The sequence below is a fragment of the Bryocella sp. genome, assembly GCF_058498515.1.
The window spans coordinates 235,882-261,625 of record NZ_JBMHYI010000047.1; the positions used below are offsets into that span (position 1 = coordinate 235,882).

Annotated in this window: 24 protein-coding genes and 1 tRNA gene; 15 read left to right on the forward strand and 10 right to left on the reverse strand. The window is 61.3% G+C overall.

Annotated features, from left to right (window positions below; genetic code table 11):
- The first annotated feature begins 2 nt into the window (after window positions 1–2).
- Together arsM and AC5E6W_RS14415 are read left to right on the forward strand one after the other, a co-directional pair.
- A complete protein-coding gene (gene arsM, locus AC5E6W_RS14410; protein ID WP_491753010.1) occupies window positions 3–908 on the forward strand; it encodes an arsenite methyltransferase in 906 nt (301 codons plus the stop codon).
- An 11-nt stretch (window positions 909–919) separates the two neighbouring features.
- Window positions 920–1,324: an arsenate reductase ArsC gene (locus AC5E6W_RS14415; protein ID WP_491753011.1), complete on the forward strand. Its 405-nt coding sequence runs from the start codon at window positions 920–922 to the stop codon at window positions 1,322–1,324.
- Between the two features lie 54 nt (window positions 1,325–1,378).
- Here the strand turns inward: AC5E6W_RS14415 and AC5E6W_RS14420 are convergent, their stop codons facing one another.
- Entirely contained in the window at window positions 1,379–2,374 is a 996-nt protein-coding gene (locus tag AC5E6W_RS14420) for an aldo/keto reductase (protein ID WP_491753012.1), read from the reverse strand.
- Between the two features lie 213 nt (window positions 2,375–2,587).
- Here AC5E6W_RS14420 and AC5E6W_RS14425 point away from each other — a divergent pair, with 213 nt between their 5' ends.
- From AC5E6W_RS14425 to AC5E6W_RS14460, 8 genes are all read left to right on the forward strand, one after another.
- Window positions 2,588–4,033 carry a glycoside hydrolase family 28 protein gene (locus AC5E6W_RS14425; RefSeq protein ID WP_491753013.1) on the forward strand — a complete coding sequence of 482 codons (1,446 nt, stop codon included), beginning with the start codon at window positions 2,588–2,590 and terminating at the stop codon, window positions 4,031–4,033.
- Window positions 4,034–4,064: 31 nt separating this feature from the next.
- Window positions 4,065–6,998 (forward strand): class I SAM-dependent DNA methyltransferase, encoded by a 2,934-nt coding sequence (locus AC5E6W_RS14430; RefSeq protein WP_491753014.1) that lies wholly within the window; start codon window positions 4,065–4,067, stop codon window positions 6,996–6,998.
- A gap of 364 nt (window positions 6,999–7,362) precedes the next feature.
- On the forward strand, window positions 7,363–8,112 hold the full coding sequence (locus tag AC5E6W_RS14435) for a DUF6338 family protein (RefSeq protein WP_491753015.1): 750 nt from the start codon (window positions 7,363–7,365) through the stop codon (window positions 8,110–8,112).
- 39 nt (window positions 8,113–8,151) lie between these two features.
- Complete coding sequence (gene gyrA, locus AC5E6W_RS14440) at window positions 8,152–11,124, forward strand: DNA gyrase subunit A (protein ID WP_491753016.1); 2,973 nt, start codon at window positions 8,152–8,154, stop codon at window positions 11,122–11,124.
- A gap of 268 nt (window positions 11,125–11,392) precedes the next feature.
- The gene (locus tag AC5E6W_RS14445) at window positions 11,393–11,851 is read left to right on the forward strand and encodes a very short patch repair endonuclease (protein ID WP_491753017.1); all 459 of its coding nucleotides are present in this window, start codon (window positions 11,393–11,395) and stop codon (window positions 11,849–11,851) included.
- 41 nt (window positions 11,852–11,892) lie between these two features.
- On the forward strand, window positions 11,893–13,254 hold the full coding sequence (locus tag AC5E6W_RS14450; protein ID WP_491753018.1) for a DNA cytosine methyltransferase: 1,362 nt from the start codon (window positions 11,893–11,895) through the stop codon (window positions 13,252–13,254).
- The gene (locus AC5E6W_RS14455) at window positions 13,247–14,065 is read left to right on the forward strand and encodes a hypothetical protein (RefSeq protein WP_491753019.1); all 819 of its coding nucleotides are present in this window, start codon (window positions 13,247–13,249) and stop codon (window positions 14,063–14,065) included. Before AC5E6W_RS14450 ends, AC5E6W_RS14455 begins: the two co-directional genes overlap by 8 nt.
- 42 nt (window positions 14,066–14,107) lie before the next feature.
- Window positions 14,108–14,230, forward strand: a complete 123-nt coding sequence (locus AC5E6W_RS14460) for a hypothetical protein (RefSeq protein ID WP_491753020.1) — start codon at window positions 14,108–14,110, stop codon at window positions 14,228–14,230.
- Between the two features lie 51 nt (window positions 14,231–14,281).
- On the opposite strand, the gene AC5E6W_RS14465 is transcribed toward AC5E6W_RS14460, so the two are convergent.
- The gene (locus AC5E6W_RS14465) at window positions 14,282–14,794 is read right to left on the reverse strand and encodes a hypothetical protein (RefSeq protein ID WP_491753021.1); all 513 of its coding nucleotides are present in this window, start codon (window positions 14,792–14,794) and stop codon (window positions 14,282–14,284) included.
- Between the two features lie 27 nt (window positions 14,795–14,821).
- Window positions 14,822–15,004 carry a hypothetical protein gene (locus AC5E6W_RS14470; RefSeq protein ID WP_491753022.1) on the reverse strand — a complete coding sequence of 61 codons (183 nt, stop codon included), beginning with the start codon at window positions 15,002–15,004 and terminating at the stop codon, window positions 14,822–14,824.
- 606 nt (window positions 15,005–15,610) lie between these two features.
- On the opposite strand from AC5E6W_RS14470, the gene AC5E6W_RS14475 reads away from it, so the two are divergent.
- Entirely contained in the window at window positions 15,611–15,856 is a 246-nt protein-coding gene (locus tag AC5E6W_RS14475; protein WP_491753023.1) for a DUF3606 domain-containing protein, read from the forward strand.
- A 266-nt stretch (window positions 15,857–16,122) separates the two neighbouring features.
- On the opposite strand, the gene AC5E6W_RS14480 is transcribed toward AC5E6W_RS14475, so the two are convergent.
- On the reverse strand, window positions 16,123–16,482 hold the full coding sequence (locus AC5E6W_RS14480; RefSeq protein WP_491753024.1) for a hypothetical protein: 360 nt from the start codon (window positions 16,480–16,482) through the stop codon (window positions 16,123–16,125).
- A 132-nt stretch (window positions 16,483–16,614) separates the two neighbouring features.
- Between AC5E6W_RS14480 and AC5E6W_RS14485 the strand changes: the two genes are divergently transcribed.
- The 4 genes from AC5E6W_RS14485 to AC5E6W_RS14500 all read left to right on the forward strand — a co-directional run bounded on the left by AC5E6W_RS14485 (window position 16,615) and on the right by AC5E6W_RS14500 (window position 20,972).
- Window positions 16,615–16,706, forward strand: a tRNA-Ser gene (locus AC5E6W_RS14485).
- A gap of 200 nt (window positions 16,707–16,906) precedes the next feature.
- Entirely contained in the window at window positions 16,907–18,127 is a 1,221-nt protein-coding gene (locus tag AC5E6W_RS14490) for a PQQ-dependent sugar dehydrogenase (protein ID WP_491753025.1), read from the forward strand.
- Between the two features lie 195 nt (window positions 18,128–18,322).
- On the forward strand, window positions 18,323–19,588 hold the full coding sequence (locus AC5E6W_RS14495; protein WP_491753026.1) for an ABC transporter permease: 1,266 nt from the start codon (window positions 18,323–18,325) through the stop codon (window positions 19,586–19,588).
- A gap of 106 nt (window positions 19,589–19,694) precedes the next feature.
- Window positions 19,695–20,972 (forward strand): aminotransferase class V-fold PLP-dependent enzyme, encoded by a 1,278-nt coding sequence (locus AC5E6W_RS14500; RefSeq protein WP_491753027.1) that lies wholly within the window; start codon window positions 19,695–19,697, stop codon window positions 20,970–20,972.
- Between the two features lie 74 nt (window positions 20,973–21,046).
- Here the strand turns inward: AC5E6W_RS14500 and rplI are convergent, their stop codons facing one another.
- From rplI to AC5E6W_RS14530, 6 genes are all read right to left on the reverse strand, one after another.
- Window positions 21,047–21,574 carry a 50S ribosomal protein L9 gene (gene rplI / locus AC5E6W_RS14505; RefSeq protein WP_491753028.1) on the reverse strand — a complete coding sequence of 176 codons (528 nt, stop codon included), beginning with the start codon at window positions 21,572–21,574 and terminating at the stop codon, window positions 21,047–21,049.
- A 77-nt stretch (window positions 21,575–21,651) separates the two neighbouring features.
- A complete protein-coding gene (gene rpsR, locus AC5E6W_RS14510) occupies window positions 21,652–22,071 on the reverse strand; it encodes a 30S ribosomal protein S18 (protein WP_491753029.1) in 420 nt (139 codons plus the stop codon).
- A 213-nt stretch (window positions 22,072–22,284) separates the two neighbouring features.
- Entirely contained in the window at window positions 22,285–22,770 is a 486-nt protein-coding gene (gene rpsF / locus AC5E6W_RS14515) for a 30S ribosomal protein S6 (RefSeq protein WP_491753030.1), read from the reverse strand.
- Between the two features lie 158 nt (window positions 22,771–22,928).
- On the reverse strand, window positions 22,929–23,525 hold the full coding sequence (gene pth / locus AC5E6W_RS14520; RefSeq protein WP_491753031.1) for an aminoacyl-tRNA hydrolase: 597 nt from the start codon (window positions 23,523–23,525) through the stop codon (window positions 22,929–22,931).
- Between the two features lie 116 nt (window positions 23,526–23,641).
- Window positions 23,642–24,310, reverse strand: a complete 669-nt coding sequence (locus AC5E6W_RS14525) for a 50S ribosomal protein L25 (RefSeq protein WP_491753032.1) — start codon at window positions 24,308–24,310, stop codon at window positions 23,642–23,644.
- Between the two features lie 152 nt (window positions 24,311–24,462).
- Window positions 24,463–25,494: a ribose-phosphate diphosphokinase gene (locus AC5E6W_RS14530; RefSeq protein ID WP_491753268.1), complete on the reverse strand. Its 1,032-nt coding sequence runs from the start codon at window positions 25,492–25,494 to the stop codon at window positions 24,463–24,465.
- Window positions 25,495–25,744: the final 250 nt, after the last annotated feature.

Below are 25,744 nucleotides of genomic sequence, written 5' to 3' on the forward strand. Positions count from 1 at the left end.
CAATGGCAGAGATTCTCGAATCCGTCCGCTCGAAGTATGGCGCCGTGGCACAAAGCACGCTCTCCAGCAACGACGCTGGAGTGAAAGCCGTGGCGGAAGCCTTCGGCTATACCGCCGCCGAGCTGACCTCCATCCCCGCCGAAGCCAACATGGGCCTCTCCTGCGGCAATCCAACCGCCACCGCCCACCTTCGCCCCGGTGAGGTCGTCGTCGACCTCGGCTCGGGCGGCGGCCTCGACGTCTTCCTAGCCGCCAGCATGGTGGGCCCAACGGGCCGTGCCATCGGCATCGACATGACGCCCGGCATGATTGAACGCGCGCGAGCCAATGCGGTGGCCGGCGACTACACCAACGTCGAGTTTCACCAGTCCACCATCGACAAAATCCCCTTGCCCGATGCTTCGGTCGATTGCGTCATCTCCAACTGCGTGCTGAACCTCGCGCCGGACAAGCCCACCGTCTTTCGTGAGATCGCCCGCATCCTCAAGCCCGGCGGCCGCCTCGCGGTCAGCGACATCGCGCTGAAGAAAGATCTTCCCGAAGCCCTCGCCCAAAGCATGGCCGCGTATGTTGGCTGCATCGCCGGTGCCATCCACATCGACGAGTACCGCGACGGCCTCCTCGCTGCCGGCTTCGAGCACGTCCAGATCGTCGACAGCGGCGCCGACCTCAACGCCTACGCCAAGGTCGAAAACCAGTCCGGCTGCTGCTCTCCTTCGATGTCGGAACGCGCCTGCTGCTCACCGGGTTCAGATCCAACCACGCTGCACGCCGACCTCTACGACCTCCTGAGCAAGCACGATGTAAACGCTGCCGCCGCCAGCGTGAAGGTCTACGCCATCAAGCCCAAAGCAGGAGCAGCGTCAACTGCCACGGCACCCAGCTGTGCCCCAAACTGCTGCTCCTAGCAGGAGACATCATGCTCAACGTAATCTTCGCGTGTGTGCACAACGCCGGCCGCTCCCAGATGGCCGCCGCCTTCTTCAACCAGCTCGCCGATCCTCGGAAGGCCCACGCCATCTCCGCAGGCACCGAGCCCGGTGAGCGCGTCCATCCTGAAGTACAGGCCGTCATGCAGGAGGTCGGCATCGACCTTAGCCAGGCCAGGCCGCAGAGACTCACCGAAGACCTCGCTGCCGGCGCGCAGCTCCTGATCACGATGGGCTGCGGCGACAAGTGCCCCTATGTCCCCGGCCTTCGCCGTGACGACTGGCCCCTCCGCGACCCCAAGGGCCTTCCCCCCGAAGAGGTCCGCACCATCCGCGATGACATCAAGGCCCGCGTGCAGGATCTTCTCAACCGTGAAGCGCTGAGTGAGCCCTGACACGGTCCCCACACAAACATTCGTCCCTCGGGGGCAATGAGAAGTTGGGCCGTTTCAAAGCCCCGTCATCTTCAACGCCGCCTCCGGCAGCCGCGCGCCCTCTACCGGGAGCAGCGCCGCCGCCTCGCTGATCTGAGCAACTTCGCTCGCCGTAAGCTCCACCTCGATCGCGCCGAGATTCTCCTCCAGCCGGTGCCGCTTCGTCGTCCCCGGAATCGGCACGATCCACGGCTTCTGCGCCAGTAGCCACGCCAGCGCAATCTGCGCCGGAGTCGCTCTCTTGCGCTCCGCCGCGGCCTTCACCACCTCCAGCAGAGCCATGTTGGCCTTGCGGGCTTCAGTCGAGAACCGCGGGACCATGTTGCGAAAATCCGTCGGATCGAACTTCGTCGTCTCATCGATCGCTCCCGTAAGAAACCCCGCGCCCAGCGGACTGAACGCCACAAACCCAATCCCCAGCTCCTCGAGCGCCGGCAGTAACTCCGCCTCCGGCCCTCGCCAGAACAGCGAATACTCGCTCTGCACCGCGCACACCGGCTGCACTGCATGCGCGCGGCGAATCGTCTCCACGCCCGCCTCCGACAAGCCGAAGTGCTTCACCTTGCCCTCCGCGATCAACTCCTTCACCGCGCCCGCCACGTCTTCAATTGGCACATTCGGATCCACCCGATGCTGATAGAAGAGATCGATGTGGTCCGTGCGCAGCCGCTTCAACGCGGCCTCCGCCACCGCCTTGATGTGCTCCGGCCGGCTGTTCGTTCCGCTCCGTCGTTCTCCCGTCTCCATGTCGATATCGAAGCCGAACTTGGTCGCAATCACCACGTCCTTGCGGATCGGCTCCAGTGCCTCACCCACCAGCAACTCGTTGGTGAACGGCCCATACGCCTCCGCCGTATCGAACATCGTCACGCCAAGGTCGTGCGCCGCGCGGATCAGCGTCACCATCTCCCGTGTATCCGCCGGCGGCCCATAGCCCGAGCTCATGCTCATGCAGCCCAGCCCCAACGCGGACACTTCCAACCCACCGCTTCCAAGCGTTCGCATCGTCATAGGCTTTCTCCTGGGCTCGACCGTCCGGCTAAACCTCGTCGCGAAAGCTTCCGCTCCCAAAACGAAGACCATACCCGCAGCCAATCGTTCCCCATGGAGTGGGATGCAGTCCACGCCTGCGCGGAACTCTCCGCCTTCGCTCTGCGTCCATTCACTACACCACGCGCCGCGTCTCGCCATCCATGCGCTCGCTGCTGCATCATGGAGCCACCTATGCCGCCCCGTCTCTCCGCTCTGAGTCTGCCCATCCTCGCCCTCAGCCTCGCCGCTGTTGCGGCCGCTCAAGACAGCCGCACCGTCACCGAGCCCGTCATCCCCTCCGCCTGCGCCACGCTCGACGCCCATCTCACCTCCATCAACGACGGCAGCTACAACACGCTCTCTCCCGCCGACGAGCACAAGCTCGACACCGAACGCATCCAGAAGGCCATCGACGCCTGCGCCCACGGCAAAGCCGTCGTCCTCGCCTCCCACGGCGCAGCCAATGCCTTCGTCAGCGGCCCCCTCGAGCTTCGCGAAGGTATAACTCTCGTCGTCGCCCGCAACACCACCCTCTTCGAAACCCTTGACCCCGCGATCCTCGAAACCTCGCCCGGAAGCTGCGGCGTCATCAGCGCCGACAAGGGCCGCGGCTGCAAGCCCCTCATCTCCGTCAGCCATGTCAAAGACGCCGCCATCATGGGCGATGGCGTCATCGACGGTCGCGGCGGTGAGTTCATCCTCGGCACCAAAACCTCCGCCTGGGACCTCGGCCAGATGGCCACCGCAGGAGGCCCCGGCGTCAGCAACGGCGGCGGTCAGAAAGTAAGTCGCCTCATCGTCGCCGACCATGCTGATAACTTCACCCTCTACCGCATTACTCTGCGTAACTCGCCTAACTTCCACGTCAGTTATAACGCCGGCGACGGCTTCACCGTCTGGGGCGTCAAGATCGACACCGTCCATCGCATCGCGAACTCCGCCCACCCGCTCTCCCGCAACACGGACGGCATCGATCCCGGCAACGGCGCGCGCAACGTCACCATCACGCACTCCTTCTTCCGCGAAGGCGACGACAACATCGCCCTCAAGGGCGGCACAGGCGGCATCGCCAACGTGAGCATCACGCACAACCACATGTATTGGGGCCACGGCATGTCCATCGGCTCCGAAACCAACGGCGGCGTCAGCAAGATCCGCGTCTCCGACCTCACCCTCGACGGCACCGACTCCGGCATCCGCATCAAGTCCACCGGAGCCCGCGGAGGCCTCGTCCACGACGTCCTCTACGACGACGTCTGCATCCGCAACTCCCCCCGCCCCATCGACATCACCGCCGCCTACGCCGCCAACGGCCCCGTCAAAGGCAACTCCCCACCCACCTTCCAGGACATCACCCTCCGCAACGTCACCGTCTCCGGCGGAGGCCACATCTTCCTCGATGGCTACGACGAAACCCACCGCGCCCAGCTGACTCTCGACGGAGTCTTCCTCACCGACGCCGCGAATCCCCCAAACTACACCTACACCTTCGACCACGCCGATATCACCTTCGGCCCCCACGGCAGCAACCTCCATCTACCCGAAGGCGTCGACGCCACGGTCAAAGTGTTGCCCTCAGACAGCGCACCCAGACCTGACAACTGCACCGCTCGCTTCGTTCCCTTCCCCGCGAGCTAAACAGGCGCGCATTTGGCACAATACATGGAGCATGCCACTCGACCTCACATCGTTCGCCATCAAGTGGCAGCAGACGCAGCTCACAGAGAAGTCCGCGTATCAGCAGCACTTTCGCGATCTTTGCGAAGCCCTTGGCGTGCCGCATCCCACAGAAGACGACATGGTGGGTGGCAATTACACCTTCGAAAAGCACGTTACCAAGGTCGGCGGCGGTTCCGGCTTCGCCGACGTCTGGAAGCGTGACGCCTTTGCCTGGGAGTACAAGCTCCCAGGCGGAGACCTCAAGAAGGCATACAAACAACTCAACGAGTACCACGAGGACCTCGGTAACCCGCCGCTTCTGATCGTCTGCGACTTCAAGCGCTTCGAAGTCCACACCAAGTTCGACAGCCAGCGCACCCGCATCTACGCCTTCGATCTCGAAGAGCTTCGCCTCAACAAGCCAGTTCCAACATCCGCCGTGCTCCCGCAGGATGTCCTCCGCTACGTCTTCGGCGACCGCAACATGCTACGTCCCGAGGCCGTCACCGAGCGCGTTACCCGCGACGCCGCCACCGACCTCCTCAAGCTCGCCCAGCAACTCGAACTCGAGCGCGCCGCCAGCCCCACGCCGCACACCAAGGAGCAGATCGCCCACTTCCTCATCCGCATCGTCTTCTGTCTCTTTGCGGACTCCATCGGTCTCATCCCCAACAACGTCTTCCGCAAGCTCGTCGAGTCCAGCCGCACCTCCCGCATCAACTTCAATAAGAAGCTCCCCATCCTCTTCGAGGCCATGGGCAACGAGGGCAGCTTCTTCGGTGCCGACGACATCCCCTGGTTCAACGGCGGCCTCTTCGAGCAGACACCCGAAGCCATCGAGCTCAACAACGCCGACTGCGACATCCTCCGCCGCGCCGCCAAACACGACTGGTCCCAGATCGAGCCCTCCATCTTCGGCACACTCTTCGAGCGCTCCCTCGACGCCGCCAAGCGCTCCATGATCGGCGCGCACTACACCTCGCCCGAAGACATCCTCCTGCTCGTCGAACCCGTCGTCATGACGCCGCTGCGCCGCCAGTGGGCCTCCACGCAGGCTGCGATCGAAGACGCACTCAACACAGAGCAAGCACCGTCCGCCGCTGCAACAGCTTCGGGTGGCCCATCCTTTCCGGCATCATCGGAAAGGGTGGGGTCGGGAGCGGCGAAAACGGTTGGCAGCCGACGCATTCAGACCGCCCTCCGTGCCAATCGCCCCGCCAACAAGCTCCTCACCGACTGGGCGGCCGAACTCCAGAAGGTCCGCGTCCTCGACCCTGCCTGCGGCTCCGGCAACTTCCTCTACATCGCCATGAAGCAGCTGCTCGACCTCTGGGAGACGGCCCGCGCCTTCGGCCTCAAACACGGCCTCATCCTCCCGGTCGAATCCATGCCCACCCCCGCCCAGCTCTACGGCATCGAGCTCGACTTCTACGCCCACGAAATCGCCTCTGCCGTCGTCTGGATCGGCCTGCTCCAGTGGAAACGCGACCATAGCTATAACGATCAGCCCAAACCGATCCTCCACAAGCTCGACAACATCGAGCATGACGACGCCATCATGCGATATGACGAGGAGAACAAACCCTACGAACCAGAATGGCCGAGCGCCGACTATATCGTCGGAAATCCGCCATTCCTTGGAGGTAAGCGGCTACGTACCGAGCTAGGACTCGTTTATGTGGACGACCTTTTCTTACTCTACGAAGGCGAGGTGCCTAAAGAGGCGGATCTTGTGTCCTACTGGTTCGAGGTGGCCCGGCGACAAATAGCGTCCAAGAAGGCAAAGCGCGCAGGGCTACTCGCTACGCAGGCGATTAGAGCGGGAGCTAATCTTCGCGTTTTGGAGCGAATAAAGAATTCAGGTGACATCTTCTTTGCATGGAGCGATAGACCCTGGGTTCTTGCAGGCGCGGATGTACGTGTCTCAATGATTGGCTTCGACGATGGTGCGGAAAAGGTTCACTTGTTGAACGGGGCGATATCTGAGGTCATCAATGCGAATTTGAGTTCGGAAGCAAATGTGGCAAGTGCGTTTCGACTCACGGAAAACCGTCCGTTTTCGTTTATGGGAACGACGCAGGTCGGAGCGTTTGAACTTTCAAGCGACGACGCTCGGAAGATGTTGAATGCACCGTTGAATCCTAACGGCAAAGCTAACTCTGATGTAGTCCGGCGTTGGGTTAACGGAATCGACGTGACCCGCAGGGATCGGGGACTTCACGTCATCGATTTCGGGGATAACATGAGCGAATCTGCGGCCGCTTTGTACGAACTGCCGTTTGAATACGCCAAGCACCATATACGTCCCTCACGCGAGAAGAACAATCGCGAAACCTACCGAAAAAAATGGTGGCTTCATGGTGAAGCTAGGCCACAGCTCCGAAAAGCAATCAAGCCTCTCCATAGATTCATTGTTACACCGGGAGTGGCGAAGCATCGGATGTTCGCATGGCTGTCAGCAGACGTGATCCCCGACCACAGGCTTTTCGTTATAGCCCGTGAAGATGATTATTTTTTCGGAGTCCTCCATTCGCGTATCCACGAGACTTGGAGCCTCGCGTCTTGCTCTTGGCATGGAGTCGGAAACGATCCGACATACAACACCACAACCTGTTTCGACACCTTCCCCTTCCCCTGGCCACCGGGCAACGAACCCACCGAAGCCGACTCCCCCATCGTCCGCGCCATCGCCGACGCCGCCCGCGAACTCGTCCGCCTCCGCGACGCTTGGCTCAACCCTCCCGGATCCTCCGAAGACGAACTCAAGACGCGCACTTTGACCAAGCTCTACAACGCCCGCCCCCAATGGCTCGCCGACGCCCACCGCACCCTCGACGAAGCCGTCTTCGCCGCCTACGGCTGGCCTGCAAGTCTCTCCGATCAGGAGATCCTGGCCCGCCTCCTCGCCCTCAACCACCAGCGCGCCGCCGCGCAAGCGACGTAGAGGCATATACTGGTTTTAGAGGCAAGTGATGGCAAACGAGAGAATCATCGCGAACGATGCCGTGTGCAAGCTGGATCAGGGTAGCGATCTATTCCGCAGCCTGAATACTCTCCGCGTCGAACCCAACGCCCCCAATCCTTTCGTTTCGACCCAGACCCCCGCCCCGGCTGCTACGCAGCCTACAGTACCTGCGAGAGATCGCCAGTAGTGGGGAGATTAGCTTTACGGGAACCTCCGATTAAGTGGCACGAACGGCAGGTCACGGCTTCAGCCGTGACAATAAAGTCTCCGAAATCAATGTGGCTTTAGCCACTGAGGGAATGTTCGGGACTTAATCAGACCTTCCTTAGCCGGGAGATGATCCGTGAAGCTGGACTTATCGACTGTCTTTCTTGTCATTCTGTGCGTCATCCCTGGCCTCTTCGCTCAACGCGGTCGAAACCTCGTCCGTCCGCGCTCCTTTGAAGATCAGGGAGCCGCTGCGGAGCTCGGCGAACTTGTTGCGCTGGGTGTCTGCACCCATGGCTTCCTCTTCCTCCTGTTCGCCGCGGGGCTTGTCCTGCTCGGGGCGGTCCTCCACTGCCAGGGCTTCCTCTATCTGCACCGCCTCGACACCTGGCAGGCGCATTCCTGGGCCGAAAGCCACACGGTCGAGGCTCTCTCCCTGGCCTCGCTCTACGTATTCCTGTCGTTCGCGGTCAGCCATTGGCTCGGCGTGTTCTATGGAACGTGGCAGCCACGGCTTACGGCCTTCGGAATCCGCCGAATTCCCTATCTGAAAACCCGGGTCCGTAGCCTCATCGGCGAACGGCCGATCATCTACGAAGCCTTCTCGCCAGCCAGGAGCACACCGGAAGCTCTGCCCAATCTGGTGTTCGTAGAAATCGAAATGAAGGACAACCTGGGTTTCTACTCAGGACAACTCAATCAATTCGCGATTTTGCGTGATGAAGAACCCCATAAGCCTGTGTATCTCATCAACGTTTACTTCAAGACGACTCGCGAAGCGACTTACGCCCAAGTAGCTGCGGATGGCATTCTTATCGACCTGAACGACGCCGCGACAATCAAGGTTCAGCAGAGCCCGCCATCACCTTCTGCACCCGCGTCCTGAGCCGCTTTTAGGCCCCCAGAACTGCTAAAATAGAGGGTGATGGCAGACGATCAGAACCAGCTTCCTCTAGGCCCCGACGGCCAAAACGATCCACCCTCCCCCCAGGACGCCAACTCCAACAATCCGCCCCCCGGCGGCGGTGCGGGAGGTCCCGGTGCGCCCATGGGCCCTGGCGCGCTCAATCTCATCTCCATCAACATCGAGGAGGAGATGCGCCGCTCGTATCTCGACTACTCGATGTCCGTCATCGTCGGCCGCGCCCTGCCCGACGTCCGTGACGGCCTCAAGCCCGTTCATCGCCGCATCCTCTACGGCATGCAGGAGATGGGCCTCCAGTACAACAAGAAGTACACCAAGAGCTCCAAGGTCGTCGGCCACGTGATGGGTAACTTCCATCCCCACGGCGACTCCGCCATCTACGACACCCTCGTGCGCCTCGCGCAACCGTTCTCGCTCCGCTATCCGCTCATCGACGGCCAGGGCAACTTCGGCTCCATCGACGGCGATCCGCCTGCCGCCATGCGTTACACCGAGGCCCGCATGGCCCGCATCTCCGGCGAGATGCTTGCCGACATCGACTCCGACACCGTCGACTTCGTCCCCAACTACGACGAGTCCACCTCGGAGCCCTCGGTGCTGCCCTGCCGCTTCCCCAACGTCATCGTCAACGGCAGCGCAGGCATCGCCGTTGGCATGGCCACCAACATCCCGCCGCACAACCTCACCGAGGTCCTCAACGCGGCCATCGCCCTCCTCGCCAAGGACAAGAACGACACCCGCGACAACCTCAGCATCGTGCTCGAGACCGTCCAGGGGCCCGACTTCCCCACCGGCGGCTTCATCTACGGCAAGAGCGGAATCCCTAACGCCTACAAGACCGGCCGTGGCCGCTTCATGATGCGCGCCAAGTGCAAGAAGGAAAACATCACCGGCGGCCGCGAAGCCATCATCGTCGAAGAGATTCCCTACCAGGTCAACAAGTCGAACCTCATCAAGCGCATCGCCGAGCTCGTCACCGAGAAGATCGTCGACGACATCTCCGACGTCCGCGACGAGTCCGATCGCGACGGCATGCGCATCGTCATCGAGCTCAAGCGCGGCGCACAGCACGAGATCGTCCTCAACCAGCTCTACAAGCACACCCAGATGCAGGAGAGCTTCTCGATGATCTTCCTGGCCGTCCACAACGGCCAGCCCAAAGAATTTCCATTAGACCAGGCCATCTGGGCCTTCCTCGATCACCGCATCGACGTCGTCCGCCGCCGCACCGCCTTCCTCCTCAACAAGGCCCGCGAGTTCGAGCACATCCGCCTCGGCTACCAGATCGCCCTCGATCATCTCGACAACGTCATCCGCATCATCCGCCAGTCCAACTCCCGCGCCGACGCCCGCGAGAACCTCTTCGGCTACTTCTCCAACCGCCGCATCAATCTCCGCGGCACCGAGCTCCAGGGCGTCACCCTCGATCCCACCAAGTACGGCATCGATCTCGCTGGCGGCAGCGTCTCCGCACAGCTCGCCATCGCGGGAGCAGGAGCCGGAACGCTCATCCTCTCCTACCGCCAGATCGACGCCATCCTCGAACTGCAGCTCTATCGCCTCACTCAGCTCTCCATCGACGAGATCATGAACGAGCTGCGCAAGGTCCGCGAAGACATCGCCGAGTACGAGTCCATCCTCGCCAGCGAGAAGAAGCTCCGCAAGGTCATCGCCAAGGAGCTCGAAGACGTCCGCGACAAGTACGGCGACGAGCGCCGCACCGTCATCCTCGACGAGTCCACCGAGCTCACCCTCGAGGACCTCATCGCCGACGAGCAGGTCGCCGTCACCGTCTCCAACACCGGCTACCTCAAGCGCACACCCATCACCACCTACCGCCAGCAAAAGCGCGGCGGCACCGGCCGCATGGGAATGAAGACCCGCGAGGAAGACTTCGTCTCGCAGCTCATCATCGACTCCACCCACGCCTTCCTGCTCTGCTTCACCAACTCCGGCCGCGTCTACTGGCTCAAGGTCTACGAAGTCCCCGACGTCGGAGCCGCCGGCAAGGGCAAGGCCATGGCCTCCCTCATCGACCTCCAGCCCGGCGAGAAGGTCGTCGCCATCCTCCCCGTCCGCAATCTCGAGGAGGAAGGCAAGTTCGTCTTCTTCGCCACCCAGCAGGGCACCGTCAAGAAGACCGCACTCAAGGACTTCTCCAACGTCATGGCCCGCGGCATCATCGCCATCGGCATCGACAAGGACGATGAGCTCATCGCCGCCCGCATCACCGACGGCGAGCAGGTCATCTTCCTCGCCACCCGCGAAGGCCTCGCCATCCGCTTCCACGAAGGCGACGTCCGCTCCATGGGACGCCCCGCCGCCGGCGTCCGAGGCATCTCCCTCAAGAAGAACGACTACGTCATCGGCATCGCCGTCACTCCCTCCTCGGAAGCCCGCAATAAAGAACGTATGGCCCGCGCCGCCGCCGCCGGTCTCGCCTCTCAGGCCCAGGCCGTCATCGACGAAGCCACCATGAACGCGGGTGGCCCATCCTTTGCGGCCGTATCGCAAAGGGTGGGGTCCGATGCCCCCGACGGCCAGGAAGTACTAGGCGCCGACAACGAGCTCTCCCCCGAGGCCGCCCTCAAACTCGCCAAGCTCGACGAAAAGCTCGGCCTCACCCCCTGCCTCATCCTCGCCGTCTCCGAAAACGGCTACGGCAAACGCACCGACGTCGACGCCTACCGCCTCCAGACCCGCGGCGGCAAGGGTGTCATCGGCATGAAGACCACACCCAAAATCGGCAAGGTCACCTCCATCCAGCTCGTCGACGACACCACCGAGATGATGGTCATCAGCCAGTTCGGCAAGATCATCCGCATCGACACCAAGACCGTACGCGGCGCCGGCCGCAACACCTCCGGCGTCCGCCTCCTCAACCTCGAAGCCGACGACAAGGTAGCCAGCGCCACAGTAATCCCCCCCGAAGACCCCAAAACCAACGGCGACGGCGGAACCCTCCTGCAATAACTGAAGCACTCCAACAACACAAAGGCCCGGACAATCGTCCGGGCCTTTGCCTTTGTCTTCCGCCGTCATCCCGAGGAGCAACGCGACGAAGGACCCCCGCCTTTGCCTTTGCCTTTCTTGTTTGTCATCCCCGAAGGGGATCTGCTTCCCCCGTATTGCCCCAGCTCCCAAAGCCCACCACGAACGGAAGGGCCCGGTTTCAACCGGGCCACAAAAGCCCAATAAAATAGCAAGGGCGCGAGCTCGCCCCTTACCCCACAGTGGCCCGATGGAACGCTTGTGGGGCAGCCGTCATCAAACAACCGTGGGAGACAACCGAAGCACAGCCAGCCGCAGCGCGTTGATGTCTAGGATTCGGGGAAAAGACACAGCCCCCGAGCTCACAGTACGACGGCTGCTCCATGGCATGGGATATCGATACAGACTCCACGGGCGAAACCTTCCCGGAACCCCAGACCTAGTCTTTCCGGCGCGGCGAAAGGCGATCTTCGTCCATGGCTGCTTCTGGCACGCCCACGGCTGTCGCATCGGACGCCCTCCGAAGTCTCGAAGCGACTATTGGGAACCCAAACTTGTAGGAAACCGCAAACGGGATCGGCGCAATGTTCGCGCCCTGCAGAAACTCGGATGGAAGAGCCTGACGGTGTGGCAATGCCAGCTCAAGAGCGAGACAGCCCTCGTGACTCGACTCGTGGCATTCCTCGGTCCCTCCGGACCGATAGGCTAAGCCATGCACGCTCTTTTTGAGTAAGCTTGGAGGGAGGTCATATGCCACGCCCTATTGCAATCGATCTCTTCGCAGGCGCGGGAGGCATGAGCCTCGGGTTTGAACAGGCTGGATTCAAGGTCGCTGCTGCCGTCGAAATCGACCCAATCCACTCTGCTGTTCACCTCTTCAACTTCCCTGAATGCGCGATGATAGCTAGCTCGGTCTCTGCGCTCACCGGTCGCGAGATCCGTCGCCTAGCGAAGATCGGACAGGAACCGGTCAACGTCGTGTTCGGAGGTCCCCCGTGCCAGGGCTTCTCTTTAATCGGGCATCGGGCGATAGAAGACCCGCGGAATTTGCTGGTTCGCGACTACCTTCGCCTCGTCAGCGAACTTGACGCCAGTTATTTTGTATTCGAAAACGTCAAGGGGATTACCGTAGGCAAGCATCGGCTCTTCCTCGAAGAATTTATCGAAGATGCAGATGAGCTTGGATATAAGGTCACCTTGCCTTGGAAGGTTCTCAATGCCGCCCACTTTGGCGTCCCTCAGTACCGTGAGCGTCTGATTCTGTTCGGAGCGAAGAAGCAGCTTCGCTCCGCGCAATATCCGAACGCAATTACTGGGATAGCGGGGCGGGCCAACCCAGAACGTCTCCCGGTCGGACCTACATGCGAGGATGCGTTGAGCGATCTGCCAAACGCCGAAGATTTCGATGCGCTGCTTGAATCGGACTCCGTGAGGGTACGAGGCTGGAGACCGCGCGTCGCGTTTTCCAAGGAGATGCATTGCGAGAGCGATACATCTTGGCATTTTGGAATTCCCCGCAAATGGGATGCCGACGTCCTAACGTCGAGTGCGAGAACAGAGCACACGGCGATCTCCAAGAGGAGATTCGCCGAGACACCGAACGGGGAGGTTGAGCCGACATCGAGATTCTTCAAATTGCCGCCTCGCGGAGTCAGTAATACGTTGCGAGCTGGCACAGATTCTGCACGTGGCGCGTTTACTAGCCCACGCCCAATCCATTACAAGTGGCCCCGTTGCGTAACCGTGAGAGAGATGGCCCGCCTCCACGGCTTTCCTGATTGGTTCAGATTTAACGAGACAAAATGGCACGGTGCAAGGCAGATCGGCAACGCCGTTCCTCCGCCAATGGCTCGTGCAATTGCGGCAAGTGTCATGGCTGCGCTTGAAACAAAACCGTCTAGATCGAATGGAATTTTGGAATTGGGAAATCCGCGCCTCCTTGCGATGAACATGGCCTCCGCTTCTCGCTACTTCGAGATTGATGTTCCCATCAAAGGCAGAGACCGCAAGAGCGGCACTAAGAAGCGTAAGCAAACTCCGCGTGACGAGGCGGAAGCAGCCTTACATAGCAAAGCTGGCTATCTGAATTTTGCGGGGGCAATAAGTGTCTGAGATTCTCGAAAATAGATATAAGCAGATCCTCGACCACATATTCTTCGATGCGGACTTTGGAGGCTACGAGCAAGGCGATATCGAGGTCGAATTCACCCGCGAACAAATCGTGGGAGCCGCAAAGGCACTCGGCGTGGAACTGCCTAAGAACCTGGGGGATGTAGTTTATTCGATTCGTTATCGCACCCCGCTGCCTAAGCGGATCATTGCAACCCAACCCAAAGGGCTGGAGTGGGTGATCGAAGGTGCGGGCCGGGCCAAATACGCCTTCCGATTGGTTTCCGCGAATCGCATCAGCCCGAATAAGAATCTCCGCACGATCAAGCTCCCAGACGCGACACCGGAGATCATCGGCGCTTATGCGCTCAACGACGAGCAAGCGCTCCTAGCAAAGGTCAGATACAACCGGATTATCGACATCTTCCTTGGTCTCACAGCCTTCTCGCTGCAGAGCCACATGCGTACGACTGTCGCCAAAATCGGTCAGATCGAAATCGACGAGATATATGTCGGTATTGACCGGCAAGGGATTCAGTACGTGATCCCAGTTCAGGCGAAGGGTGGTAAAGACCAACTTGGGATCGTCCAAGCAAAGCAAGATCTGGCCTGTTGCGCAGAGAAGTTTCCTGGCTTGGTTTGTCGCTCCATCTCAACCCAATTTCTCGAGGATGATCGGATCGCGGTCTTCGAAGTCGGTATACAGGAGGATCGCGTAGTGGTTCTCGAGGAACGTCACTACGTCTTGGTCCCAGCCAGCCAGATCACCGACAGCGATTTGGCAGCGTATAGACAAACGTCGCATCCGCTTTAAGTCCCGTTCCTTGCGTAATCAGCACCCCGCCACAATCCCACCATGCGCCCCTCGCCCGGAGCAGCCGACGCCGTCCTCGCCGCCGAGCGACTCTTCTGGACCAACTACACCTCCGGCAACACCGCCGGGCTCGCCAAACAGTTCACCCCGGACTTCCGCGCGTAGTTCGGGACGGACCGAGTTGGAAGCCGTAGGTCGGAATTCAGAGGCTTAGTCTCACGCCGCCTTCGTCTCCACCGTCCATCCCCGCACAGCATCCACGCGAGCAATAATCCGCTGATCCGGCCCAACATGCGAGGACCAGGTCTGATTCGCAACCCGCTCCATCAGCTCCGGCTTCTTCAGCGCCTCGATCATGCTCAGCGTGATGACCAGAAGCCGCGCAAGTTTGTCGTTCGAATGTGTAATCGGCACCACTCCGTTCTCCATGCGCGAATACTGCTCGCTTGTCAGGTCGAGCAGTTGAGCGAAGTCCTTCGACGACTTGCCCACCCGCTTCCGCAGAAACCGCAACTCGTCGCCCGTCAACGGAGCATCCTTCGAGAGTAACGTCACCGCAATCCACGTCAGCAGATCAGGCAGGCGAGGGATCGCCGCGCGCTGCTCCAGCGTCTCGCGATCCAACTCGTACTCCACCCCCACCAGGTACACATTCGGCAGCCCCGAACCCACAAAGTGATAGGGCTTCCTGTTCGTGGAGGTCTTTCTCTCGATCTTTCGCGCTCTCAACTTTTCCGCCGCGCTCATACTCCTGCCTCAATACTTCGTAATCACCAGAATCTCGACCAGCTCGTCACGCACCGCAACGACCAGCGTCAACTCGTCATCCTCAAGGTCTTTGCCATCGAGCTTGTACTTCCAGTTGCCGTGGTCATCGCTCCACTCTGGCTTGCCCCTGAGCTTCCACTCGCTCCGCAGCATGTGCTGGATGTCATCCATGCTGACGTTTCGGTAGCTGCGGTCGTTCTTCGAGTGCCACGACTCCCGAATAGTTCCGTAAAGGACGATCCTTTGCACGCAGACGCGCAACTCATCCGCGCTGAGCGCTGCTGGCCGCCCCGCGGGACTTGCGTTTATATCAATTTTAGCCGCAGAACCCGGCGTCTGCGCAACACCCTTCTTCGGAAAGGGATCACCTTCGTTCGCGATCGACCCAAAGCGGACACTCCTCAACGCGCCTGGAATGCCGCCAAGTCTACCAACTTCCACCTCCACACCGAGTACGCCATCCCTCCCCAGTAGCCCACGCCATGGCCCCGCACAAGAAAAGAGGCTCCCCAAACGGAGACACTCTCCGCCTGCGAAGCCTCCAACCGGAGCACCCCTCCGATTAGCGGACCTCCGCCCAACTCCCGATACAACGGAATGAGCCCCGACCAGAGCCCGACGCCGCACTCTGAGCCCTGAGCCCTGAGCCCTGAGCCCTGGGCCCTGGGCCCTAAACCCTTGGCCCTTGGCCCTACTCCCTTGGCCCTAATCCCGATCCCCGAACATCCCCAGCCCCCGCCCGCTCATCCACTTAAGAGCAAGCGAAGGGAAGTACTCATGTCCAAGCACGACAGCAACGAGCACGAACAGAAGTCCAAAGAAGTCCAGCCCCACACCATCCACGAAGATCACCTCAAGGGCCCCCACGATCCCAAGGAAATCAACCCCAAGATGGCCTCCGACATCGCGTACTGGGCGAAGGAGTTCCACGTCACCGGCGACCAGCTCCACGAAGCCATCCGCACCCACGGCACCCACGTCGACAAGGTCCGCGCCGCCCTCCACCCCCACGCCACCGCCTGAGCGGCTGGTGCCCGGGCGCACCCGAGCAACTTGGCAGAATGTCCGTCCGAACTCTCTACAATGGAATAAGGGTGGGCACAGCTCTGCTTCTACCTTGGCCCTAGACCCTTGGCCCTAATCCCTTGGCCCTAAACCCTTGGCCCTAGACCCTTGGCCCTAATCCCTTGGCCCTAGACCCTTGGCCCTAATCCCTTGGCCCTAAAACAGAGGTCCACCCCTAAACTACCTGCAATGAACACTTGCGCAAATATGGGGGAGGGGGGGTACTACACCCTCCCCAGGACCGCAGTCATCAGAATCTTCTCCGCACCCTCATTCCCCGCCTTGTCGAACCCCGGACCATCGACCGTGATCAGCAGCAGGTGATGCGCCTTCATGGCATACAGCGCCGCGCTCGAGCCATGGCTGGAGACATAGAACGCGTCCTCCGCCAGCCCACTCACCGGCGCCAGCTTCCCCGTAGCCATCATCGAGTCCCGGAAGCTCTTGTAGTCCGGTCCCGCATCCTTCACCTGTAGGTAGACCCGGTCCTCACCCTTGAGGCTCTTCCACGTACAGTCGCCATCCCCCGCGACCCCCGCCGATACCTCCCCCGCCACCCCCTTGATCTGTTCCAACGTAAGCAAAGAACAAGGACTCACTGCCCGCGCGGACAGCGCAGCAGCAAACAGGACAGCAGCGAACGACGAAGTGAAGACGGAAACGCGCATCCCTATACGATGCCGCCCAGCCCCACCCCTGAAGTAAACTTGCATCAAGGAGAGTTGGCAGAGTCCGGTTGAATGCATCTGACTTGAAATCAGACGTCGTCGAAAGGCGATCGGGGGTTCGAATCCCTCACTCTCCGCCATAGATTCCGGTCTCGCGAGGCCACACAAGACCCGCTCGGTTGGCGGGTCTTGCCGTCTCTGGCGCGATCTGCGTAACTTCACTGCTCCGCGCAAACCGCGATGCTATAAAGGGGTTGCTGCCTGGTATGTCAGCGGCCGAACAGCATTCCGGCTCGTCTATCGGGACAGGACAACTGCGTACACCTAGAGGGAAGACGTGATGAAGCGGTTCGTGATGAGTGGACTCCTCGCCTTGGCGGCAATCCAGGCCGGCGCACAGATCAATGCAGGCGAGCAGAAGCCGGAAGCCAGCCTGCCGTTCACCATGACCCAGGTGACCACCATGGCTCTCCCGTGGCGCATCGCCTTCCTGCCCGACGGCCGCATGCTGATCACCGAGAAGACCGGCGGCCTCTGGCTGGTCACCCAGCAGGGCGCCAAGACGCAGGTCAAGAACGTGCCTCCCGTGCTCTGGCGCGGCCAGGGCGGTATGCTCGGCGTCTATCTCTCTCCCTTCTATGCCAAGGATCACAGCATCTACCTCACCTACTCGGAGCCGGGTGATCCGGGTGGCTCGAGCCTCGCGCTCGCCAAGTCCGAGTTGAAGATCGCGGGGGACGACGTGAGCCTCGAAAACCTCAAGGTCATCTGGCGCGACGGCGAGCGTGGCAATGGTGGACAGTTCGGCGCGCAGGTCGCCTTCTCTCCTGACAAGAAGTACCTCTTCCTGACAGTAGGCGACCGCCAGCGCATGACGCCGGCGCAGGATCCCAACCAACCGCTGGGCAAGATCCTCCGCCTGACGCTGGACGGCAAGCCTGCTCCGGGAAATCCGATGGCAGGCAAGATTGGTGCGCCAACCGTGCCCGTGATCGACCCTCCTGCGAATACAGAAGAGGCCAAGACGGCTCCCGTGGTGCGGACGTACAGCTTCCCTGGTCCGAACCTGACGCTGGAGGAGACCTGGACCAGCGGCCACCGCACGCCCTATGGCCTCGCCTTCGCTCCCGACGGCCGTCTTTGGGAGGTAGAGCACGGCCCGCGCGGTGGCGATGAGCTGAACCTGATTCTGCCCGGCAAGAACTACGGCTGGCCGCTCGTCTCCTACGCCGTCAACTACGACGGCGTGCCGATCCCCAGCCCGGACACGCGGCCTGACCTCGAGAAGCCGATCATCTACTGGACGCCCATCATCGCGCCCGGCAACCTGATCTTCTACAACGGCAAGATGTTCCCGCAGTGGAAGGGGTCCGCCCTGATCAGCGGCCTGGCGAGCCAGGCCCTGTTTCGCATCACCTTCGACGGCAAGGGCGGAGCGAAGCCCGCAGAGCGCTGGTTCGTCGGTCACCGCATCCGCGACGTCGAGGTTGCTCCTGATGGAGCGCTGTGGATGCTCGAGGACAACAAGAACGGCGGCGTCTTCCGCGTGACGCCGAAGTAAGTCGCCAGTTACGGAACCGGAAGCAACGGTTCAAGCCAGCTGAGAACGTCAAAGCATCTCTCACTCATCTGAGAGCGGATGGCTAGTTTGCGAATCCGGAAGTCTCAGGCGAACGTCTGAGGAAGGGAGTAGCAGCAGTCGCGCTTGGGCTGCGATACTGAGATTCTTGTCCGGCGACGGCCGGAAAACCTCCACATGGCCACGACCACCGCATCTACCTTCGACAGCACGCTGCGCAGTGCGCGCACCACCATTGCCTTCCGCGAGGTTCTGGCGCAGGCGCTCGACACCTTCTGCGCCTCGAAGATGCGCTTTCTGCTCACGATGCTGGGCATGGTCATCGGCTCGGCGTCGATTGTCCTGGTGGTGACAGTGGGGCTGACCGGGCGGCAGTTTGCCCTGGACACGCTGAACGGCCTGGGACCCAACAAGGTAGAGATGCAGTACTCCGGCGGGCAGGTAATGGGACCGAACAACGTCTCGACGCCGGATTCGATGACCCGCGAGGACATGGTGGCAGTCGATGAGCAGGTGCCAGGTATCGTCGCCTCATCTCCGATGCTGGAGTACGACGACCGCGTCTCGCTAGGCAGCGGCAAGACGCAGGAGACGGCAATCCTGGGCGTGAGTCCGGATTACAAGATCATCCGCAACCTCAAGATCAAGGCCGGGCGCTTCTTCGATAACCTGGATGCTTCCTCCCACGCGAACGTAGCGGACATGGTTGGTCCGATGGCGATCGAGCTCTTCGGCAGCTACGATAACGCCATCGGCAAGACGGTCACCTGCCGCGGCATTCCGTTCACTATCGTCGGCGTCTTCGAAGAGAGCATCAACACCGAGGGCCTGTCCGAAATCTCCGAGCACACCATCCTGGTGCCGTACGAGGTCGCACGCTACTTTACCGGCACCGATACGCTCAAGGAGATCTTCTTCTCGATGTCGTCGGCCAATCAGGTAGAGCCGGCCGCAAAGCGGATCACCCAGATCATCCACTCCCGGCACTACGCCACCAGCGTTTACCATGCCATGACTCTCACCGACATCATCACCACCGCCGGCAAGATCGCGAGCATGCTCACGCTGGTCCTGTTGTTCGCATCCATGATCACGCTCGTCGTATCGGGTGTGGGCATCATGAACTCCATGCTGTCCAACATACAGTCGCGCATCAAGGAAATTGGCATCCGCAAGGCGCTGGGAGCAACGAGCCGCGAGATCCGGCTGCAGTTTCTTACGGAGAGCGTTCTGCTCTCGCTCTCGGGTGGACTGGTGGGGACGGTGATCGGCATCGCGATTCCGTGGAGCGTGCACTTCTTCACTGACTTCGTGATCCCCTTCACGTGGTGGAGCGCCTTCGCCGCGCTGGTGACTTCGGTGGGCGTCGGCGTGATCTTCGGCACGCTGCCTGCGAACCGCGCTGCCAAGCTGGATCCTGTGTCGACGCTGAAGTACGAGTAACGCCGCTCACTTTCTGCTCACATCCGCATCGTAGACTGGCCTGGAGAACGGGTGTGAGCCTTCGCTCCTATCCTTGTGTATCCTCCAGCGAATGCCAGGAGCCTGCATGACGACACGCCGCAATTTCCTAAAGGTCTCCGCTGCCTCCTTCGCCGCCAGCGCGGCATTGGCCCAACGCGCGCCGGGTCTTGCGCAGAGCGCAGACTCGGAGGCGGCGTACTTTGGCGCGCTCTATGACGTGGATCGCAGCGTCATCAATCTCGAGAATGGCTACTGGGGTTTGATGACGATCCCGACGCAGCAGGCGTACTTCGAGAAGCTAGCCTTTGTGAATCGGCACAACAGCGTCTTCGGGCGCGGCGTCATGCCTGGCATGGCGCTGGGTCCGGAGATCGATAAGGCGCGTAATGCAGTGGCAGCACTCATCAACGCCGAGCCTGAAGAGGTAGCGCTGACGCGGTGCGGGACGGAGGGGTTGCAAGATCTGATCACCGGGTACAAGCACCTTGGACCCGGCGATGCAGTGGTCTTTCACGACCTCGACTACGACGCGATGCAGGATGCGATGGTCTTCCTCAAGGAGCGGCGCGGCGCGGAGGTAGTCACCTTCGTGATGCCGGAGCCTGCGACGACGGACGCGATCCTTGCGGCGTATGAGGATGTGTTGAAGCGAACGCCGCGCGCGAAGCTGATGATGGTCACGCACCTGTGTCATCGCACCGGGTTGGTGACGCCGATCAGGGAGATTGTGGCGTTGGCGCGCCGGCATGGTGTCGACTGCATTGTGGACGCGGCGCACTCGGTGGGGCAGATGCCGCTCGACGTGCGTGCGCTGGACCTGGACTTCGTGGGCTTCAGCCTGCACAAGTGGGTAGCCGCGCCTCAGGGAACGGGCGCCATGTTCATCCGCAAGTCGAGGCTCGCGGATGTCGAGCCGTGCAATGGCAACACAGAGAATGCGTTGACCGACGTGCGAGCGAGAGTGTTCTCAGGCACTGTGAACTTCGCGGCGATGCTGACGATTCCGAAGGCGATTGACGTGCATCATCAGATCACCGTGGAGCGCAAACGTGCGCGGCTGCAGTCGCTGCGCAACTACTGGGTGGAGCGGGTGCGCGACCTGCCTGGCATGGAGATTCTCACGCCTGACGACCCTGAGCGCTATGGCGCGACCACTTCCTTCCGAACGAAGGGGATGAAGAGCGTCGAGCAGGCGACGCAGATGCAGCGAACGCTCTTCGCGAAGTACCGCGTGCACACGATCGCGCGAAAGGGCATAGCACGAGGAGCTGCAGTCCGCGTGACGCCGGGGCTCTACAACACGCATGAGGAGCTGGACGCACTGGTGATAGCGCTGAAGAACGAACACGCGATGTTCGCCTGAGTGCGCAAAAAGAAATGGCGCTGCAACCGAAGTCGCAGCGCCATTCGTATTGTTCGCCAACGCGAAGCCGCAGCCTAGTCGAAGTCCGTATCGAACGGGCCGTCGTAGGTCGATTTGAAGCCGGTGTCCTCAGCAGCTGCCTCGGTGGTGATCTCCGGGGCGTCGCTCTTGATGGTCACCTGCACGTGGGCCGTCACCTCGCGGTGGAGCTTCACGGGCACATGGAACTCGCCGATGGTCTTCAGCGGCTGCTCCAGATGAATGCGGCGGCGATCGACGGTGAAGCCCTGCTTCTCGAGCTCGTGCGCGATGTCGCCCGAGGTGACGGAACCGAACAGGTGTCCGCTCTCGCCGGTCTTGCGCTCGAAGGTCACGACGACCTCGTTGAGCTTGGCACTGAGCTCTTCCGCTCCGCCCTTCTCCGAGGCAGCCTTGCGAATCGCGGCGCCCTTCATCTGCTCGATGACGACCTTGTTGGCAACGGTCGCTTCGATGGCCAGCTTGTAGGGCAGCAGGTAGTTGCGCCCGTAGCCGTCAGCCACCTTCACGACGTCGCCGGCGTGGCCCAGCTTGTTTACATCCTCTTTCAGAATGACTTCCATAACTTGTCTCCAATCCTGCGTGGCCGCTCGTAGCGGCGCATGCGCCCGAAACCGCGTCTGCGGCCCGGGCGACGGGGCTAGAACTTCGCGGCGTACGGCAGCAGGGCGATCGATCGAGCCTGCTTGATGGCCCTGGTCAGCTTGCGCTGGAACGGTGCCGAGGTGCCGGTGAGGCGGCGCGGGATGATCTTGCCGCGATCGCTCACGAACTGCTGCAACAGGCGCACGTCGCGGTAGCTGATCGTGTCGATCTTCTCCACGGTGAACTTGCAGACCTTCTTGCGGCGGAAGAACTTGCGGCCGCCAGGACCGCCGGGACCACCGGTGCGGGGAGGACGCGAACCGCCGGGGCGAGGACCGCCGGGACCGGAGGGACGCGGTGAGCCGCCTTCGGAACGTGGGGAACCACCTTCGGGACGCGGCGAGCTGGTGCCTTCGGCGCGCGGAGTCTCGCTGGCGGGTGCCGGCGCTGCTGCTTGAGTCGTTTCGTCAGCCATGATGCTGCTCCTTCTTTCGTGGCCAGCGCTTGTGCTGGCCGGTTCTGCCGCTCACGCTCCAGACCCATTGCGGGCCTGTGGACATTGCACTGCTTCGGTCGATGCGGGCGTCTCGCTGGCTCAGCCCGGTCGTGAAGCAGGATTGGAAGCGTCCTGCGGCGTTGGTGTCGATGCCTTCTGTTCGGATCTCATGCGCCGAAGCGCAGGGAAGCCTTACGCGGTGACGGTAGCGGGCGCAGCCTCTTCGGCAGCCGGAGCCTCGACAGCAGCAGGCGCCGCTTCGGCCACGGGTGCGGCGACTGGAGCTGCGGCCGGGGTCGCGGCAACGGCCTCAGGATTGACCTGCGGCAGCGCCGAGCGCTTCACGTGCGCATCGCGGTGCTTCTTGATCTTGGCAACGCGCTTGTCTTCCTCGTCGGTGCGGACGGTGATGAACTTGATCACCTGCTCGGAGACGCGGAGGCGGCGCTCGATCTCGGAGATCAGCGACGCGGGAGCCTCAACGATGAGCAGGATGTAGATGCCGTCGTTGAACTTGCGCACGGTGTAAGCGAGCCGGCGACGGCCCATCTTCTCGACCGTCTTGATCGCGCCGCCACCGGTGGTGATGTAACCGGAGAAGGTCTCGATCAGCTTGTCGGTCTCGGCCTCGTCGACATCGGGCCGGACAATGAACATGATTTCGTAGCTGCGATTCATGGATATTCTTTCCGCGGGGTTTTGCCCCGCACCGTGTTGAGCGAACTCGCTACGGCTTGGCGTTGTCTCGTAGTGAATAGTGGTTAGTGAATAGTGAAGAAAAAACGATGTGAGGCAAACTCTTCTGGATTAGCCGGCCATCTGTCTTTCTTCACTATTCACTCTTCACTACTCACTTTCTTATTGAACTCACTCATCGCCGCACTGACCCCTTTGGTCAGCACAGCCTCGACGGCGCGTACTGCTTCGTCGAGCACTTCATCCAGCGTGGCCAGCTCTCTCTTCGTCATCGGAGAAAGCAGGTAGTCTTTACCGCCGGCCTTGATCTCGCGTCCGGTCTCGAGGGGCGGTTTGCCGACCCCGATGCGGATGCGCTTCCACTCTTCCGTACCGAGCACGCTGATGACCGATTTGGCCCCATTGTGCCCTCCCGCTGACCCTCGCTCGCGTACGCGAATCGAACCCAGCGGAATTGCCAGCTCGTCGTAGAGGACGACCAGGTCCTCAACGTTGAGTTCCAACTCCTTCAGCAGGGCGGCGATTGAAAGGCCGCTCAGGTTCATGAAGGTTTCGGGTTTGGCGAGCAGGACTTCTTCGCCTGCCAGCCTTGCCTTCCCCGTCAGAGCCCTGCCCCTCCGGTTGGTGACCGAAACACCCGCTACGATTGCCAGGCGATCGATCGCCAGAAACCCGGCATTGTGCGGGGTGAACTCGTACTCCGCTCCGGGATTGCCGAGGCCTACGATCAGCTTCATGCGTTCGCTCCCGGAAAGAGCGAGTGAATAGTGAATAGTGAATAGTGAATAACGCTGCAAATCCCGTCGTTCTTACTCTTCTTCACTATTCACTTCTCACTATTCACTGACTGCTGTTACTTCTTGTCAGTCTTCTCAGCTTCCGGCTTGCCCTTCTTGGCGACGACGGGCTCGGCCGGAGCGGCCACAGCGGCCTCTTCGGCTACCTCAGCCTTGGCAACCGTCACATGGGCGACCATCGCATGCTCATCGCCGATGAACTTGTAGCTGGCGATGTGCGGGAGCTCGGCGATGTGAATCGCCTGGCCGATCTCGAGGCTGGAGATATCGATGTCGATGTGGCTCGGGATGTCGTCCGGGAGGCAGTCGATCTCGACTTCGTGCATGACCTGGCTCAGGATGCCGCCGCCAGTCTTGACGCCGGCAGGAACACCGATCAGCTGCACGGGAACGCTGACGCGCATGAGCTTGTCCATGGCGATGCGCTTGATATCGATGTGCAGCAGGTGGCCCTTGATGGGCTCGTTCTGCCAGTCGACGATCATGCCCTTGGCTGCGGCTGCACCCTCGATGGAGAGATCGAAGAGGGTGTTGTGGCCGGATTCGGAGTGAAGGATCTTGGTGATGACCTTGGGGTCGACCGTGACAGCCACCGAGGGCTGGCCCGCGCCGTAGACGACAGCCGGGATCAGGCCCGAGACGCGCACGCGGCGCGCGTGATTCTTGTTGAAGGTGCCGGTGCGCGGGGTCGCAACCACCGCTTCGATCTTCTTCTTGTCTGCCATTTTGCTTTCCTTTCGGGCGCGAAAAGCGAGCTCTCAGCTTCTAGCCTCTAGCTCTTAGCTAACGGCTGCTGCCTCAAACTTCGCTCGACTCCCTTTGCGGCCTTCGCCGCTGTTGTCGTCTTTGGCTAAGAGCTAATAGCCAAGAGCTTGCTTTAGGTGAAGAGCGTCGATACCGACGTCTCCAGGTGGATGTTCTCGATGGCGCGACCCAAAAGGCCGGCGATGGAGAGCACCTTGATCTTTTCAACCTTCTGCGCGGCATCGCTGAGCGGGATGGTGTTGGTAATCACCAGCTGCTCGAGCCGCGAATTGGTAATCCGCTCCACGGCTGGGCCACTCAGCACGGCGTGCGAGGCGCAGGCTAGAACGCGTTCCGCGCCCTGGTCGAGCAATGCCTCTGCGGTCTTCACCAGCGTTCCTGCCGTATCGACGATGTCGTCGAGGATGAGGCAGGTCCTGCCTTTGATGTCACCGATGATGTTCATTACTTCGGTGACGTTGATGTCGGTCCTGCGCTTGTCGACGATGGCCAGCGGCACCTCGAGCTTCTTGGCGAAGAAGCGGGCGCGCTCGACGCCACCGGCGTCGGGGCTGACCACGGTCAGATTCGGCAGGTTCATATCCCGGAAATAGCTGACCAGCACGGGGCTGGCAAAAAGGTGGTCGACAGGGATGTTGAAGAAGCCCTGGATCTGGGCCGCATGCAGGTCGACGAAGAGCGCTCGCTGGGCTCCGGCACTGACCATGAGGTCAGCAACCAGCTTCGACGTGATCGCCACACGGGGCTTATCTTTGCGGTCCTGACGGGCATAGCCGTAGTACGGAACCACGGCGGTAATACGGCCGGCCGAGGCACGACGGAGCGCGTCAATCATGATCAGCAGCTCCATCAGGTTCTGATCGACCGGATGGCAGGTGGGCTGGATGACGAAGACATCCACACCGCGCACGTTTTCAAGGAGCTGGAAGTGGGTCTCGCCGTCGGAGAAGCGCACCAGGCGCGTCTCACCGACGGGTACACCGAGAAACTTCCCGACCTCCTCCGCCAGCGGCCGATTGGCCGAACCGGAGAAGATCTTGAAGCGCTTGTCGTCGACTACCTTCGACACGCGCTTCTTGTCTGCCGCTTTGCCTGCCTGAGCAGGGGCGGCTGCATCCGCAGCCGGCTTCGCCGGGTCATTCACACCCGCGCCGTCACTGGTTGCGCTCGTAGAACTCTGGGTTGGAACCGCAGTCGTGTCTTTTTGGCTCACGTTCGAGAAACCCTCCAGGTTGGTTGACCTGATGTTTGCTCAGCTGCTTTGTCTCGCTCTCATGTCGCATGCGCCTTTTTCTGCGCCACGACCCTCTTGCTAGAACTCGGTTCCTTCACCGGCCTCCGTGCGTATGTTGCTCGCTGTTCGGAGGCTCAGAAACTCTTCTTCTTACTTTCTC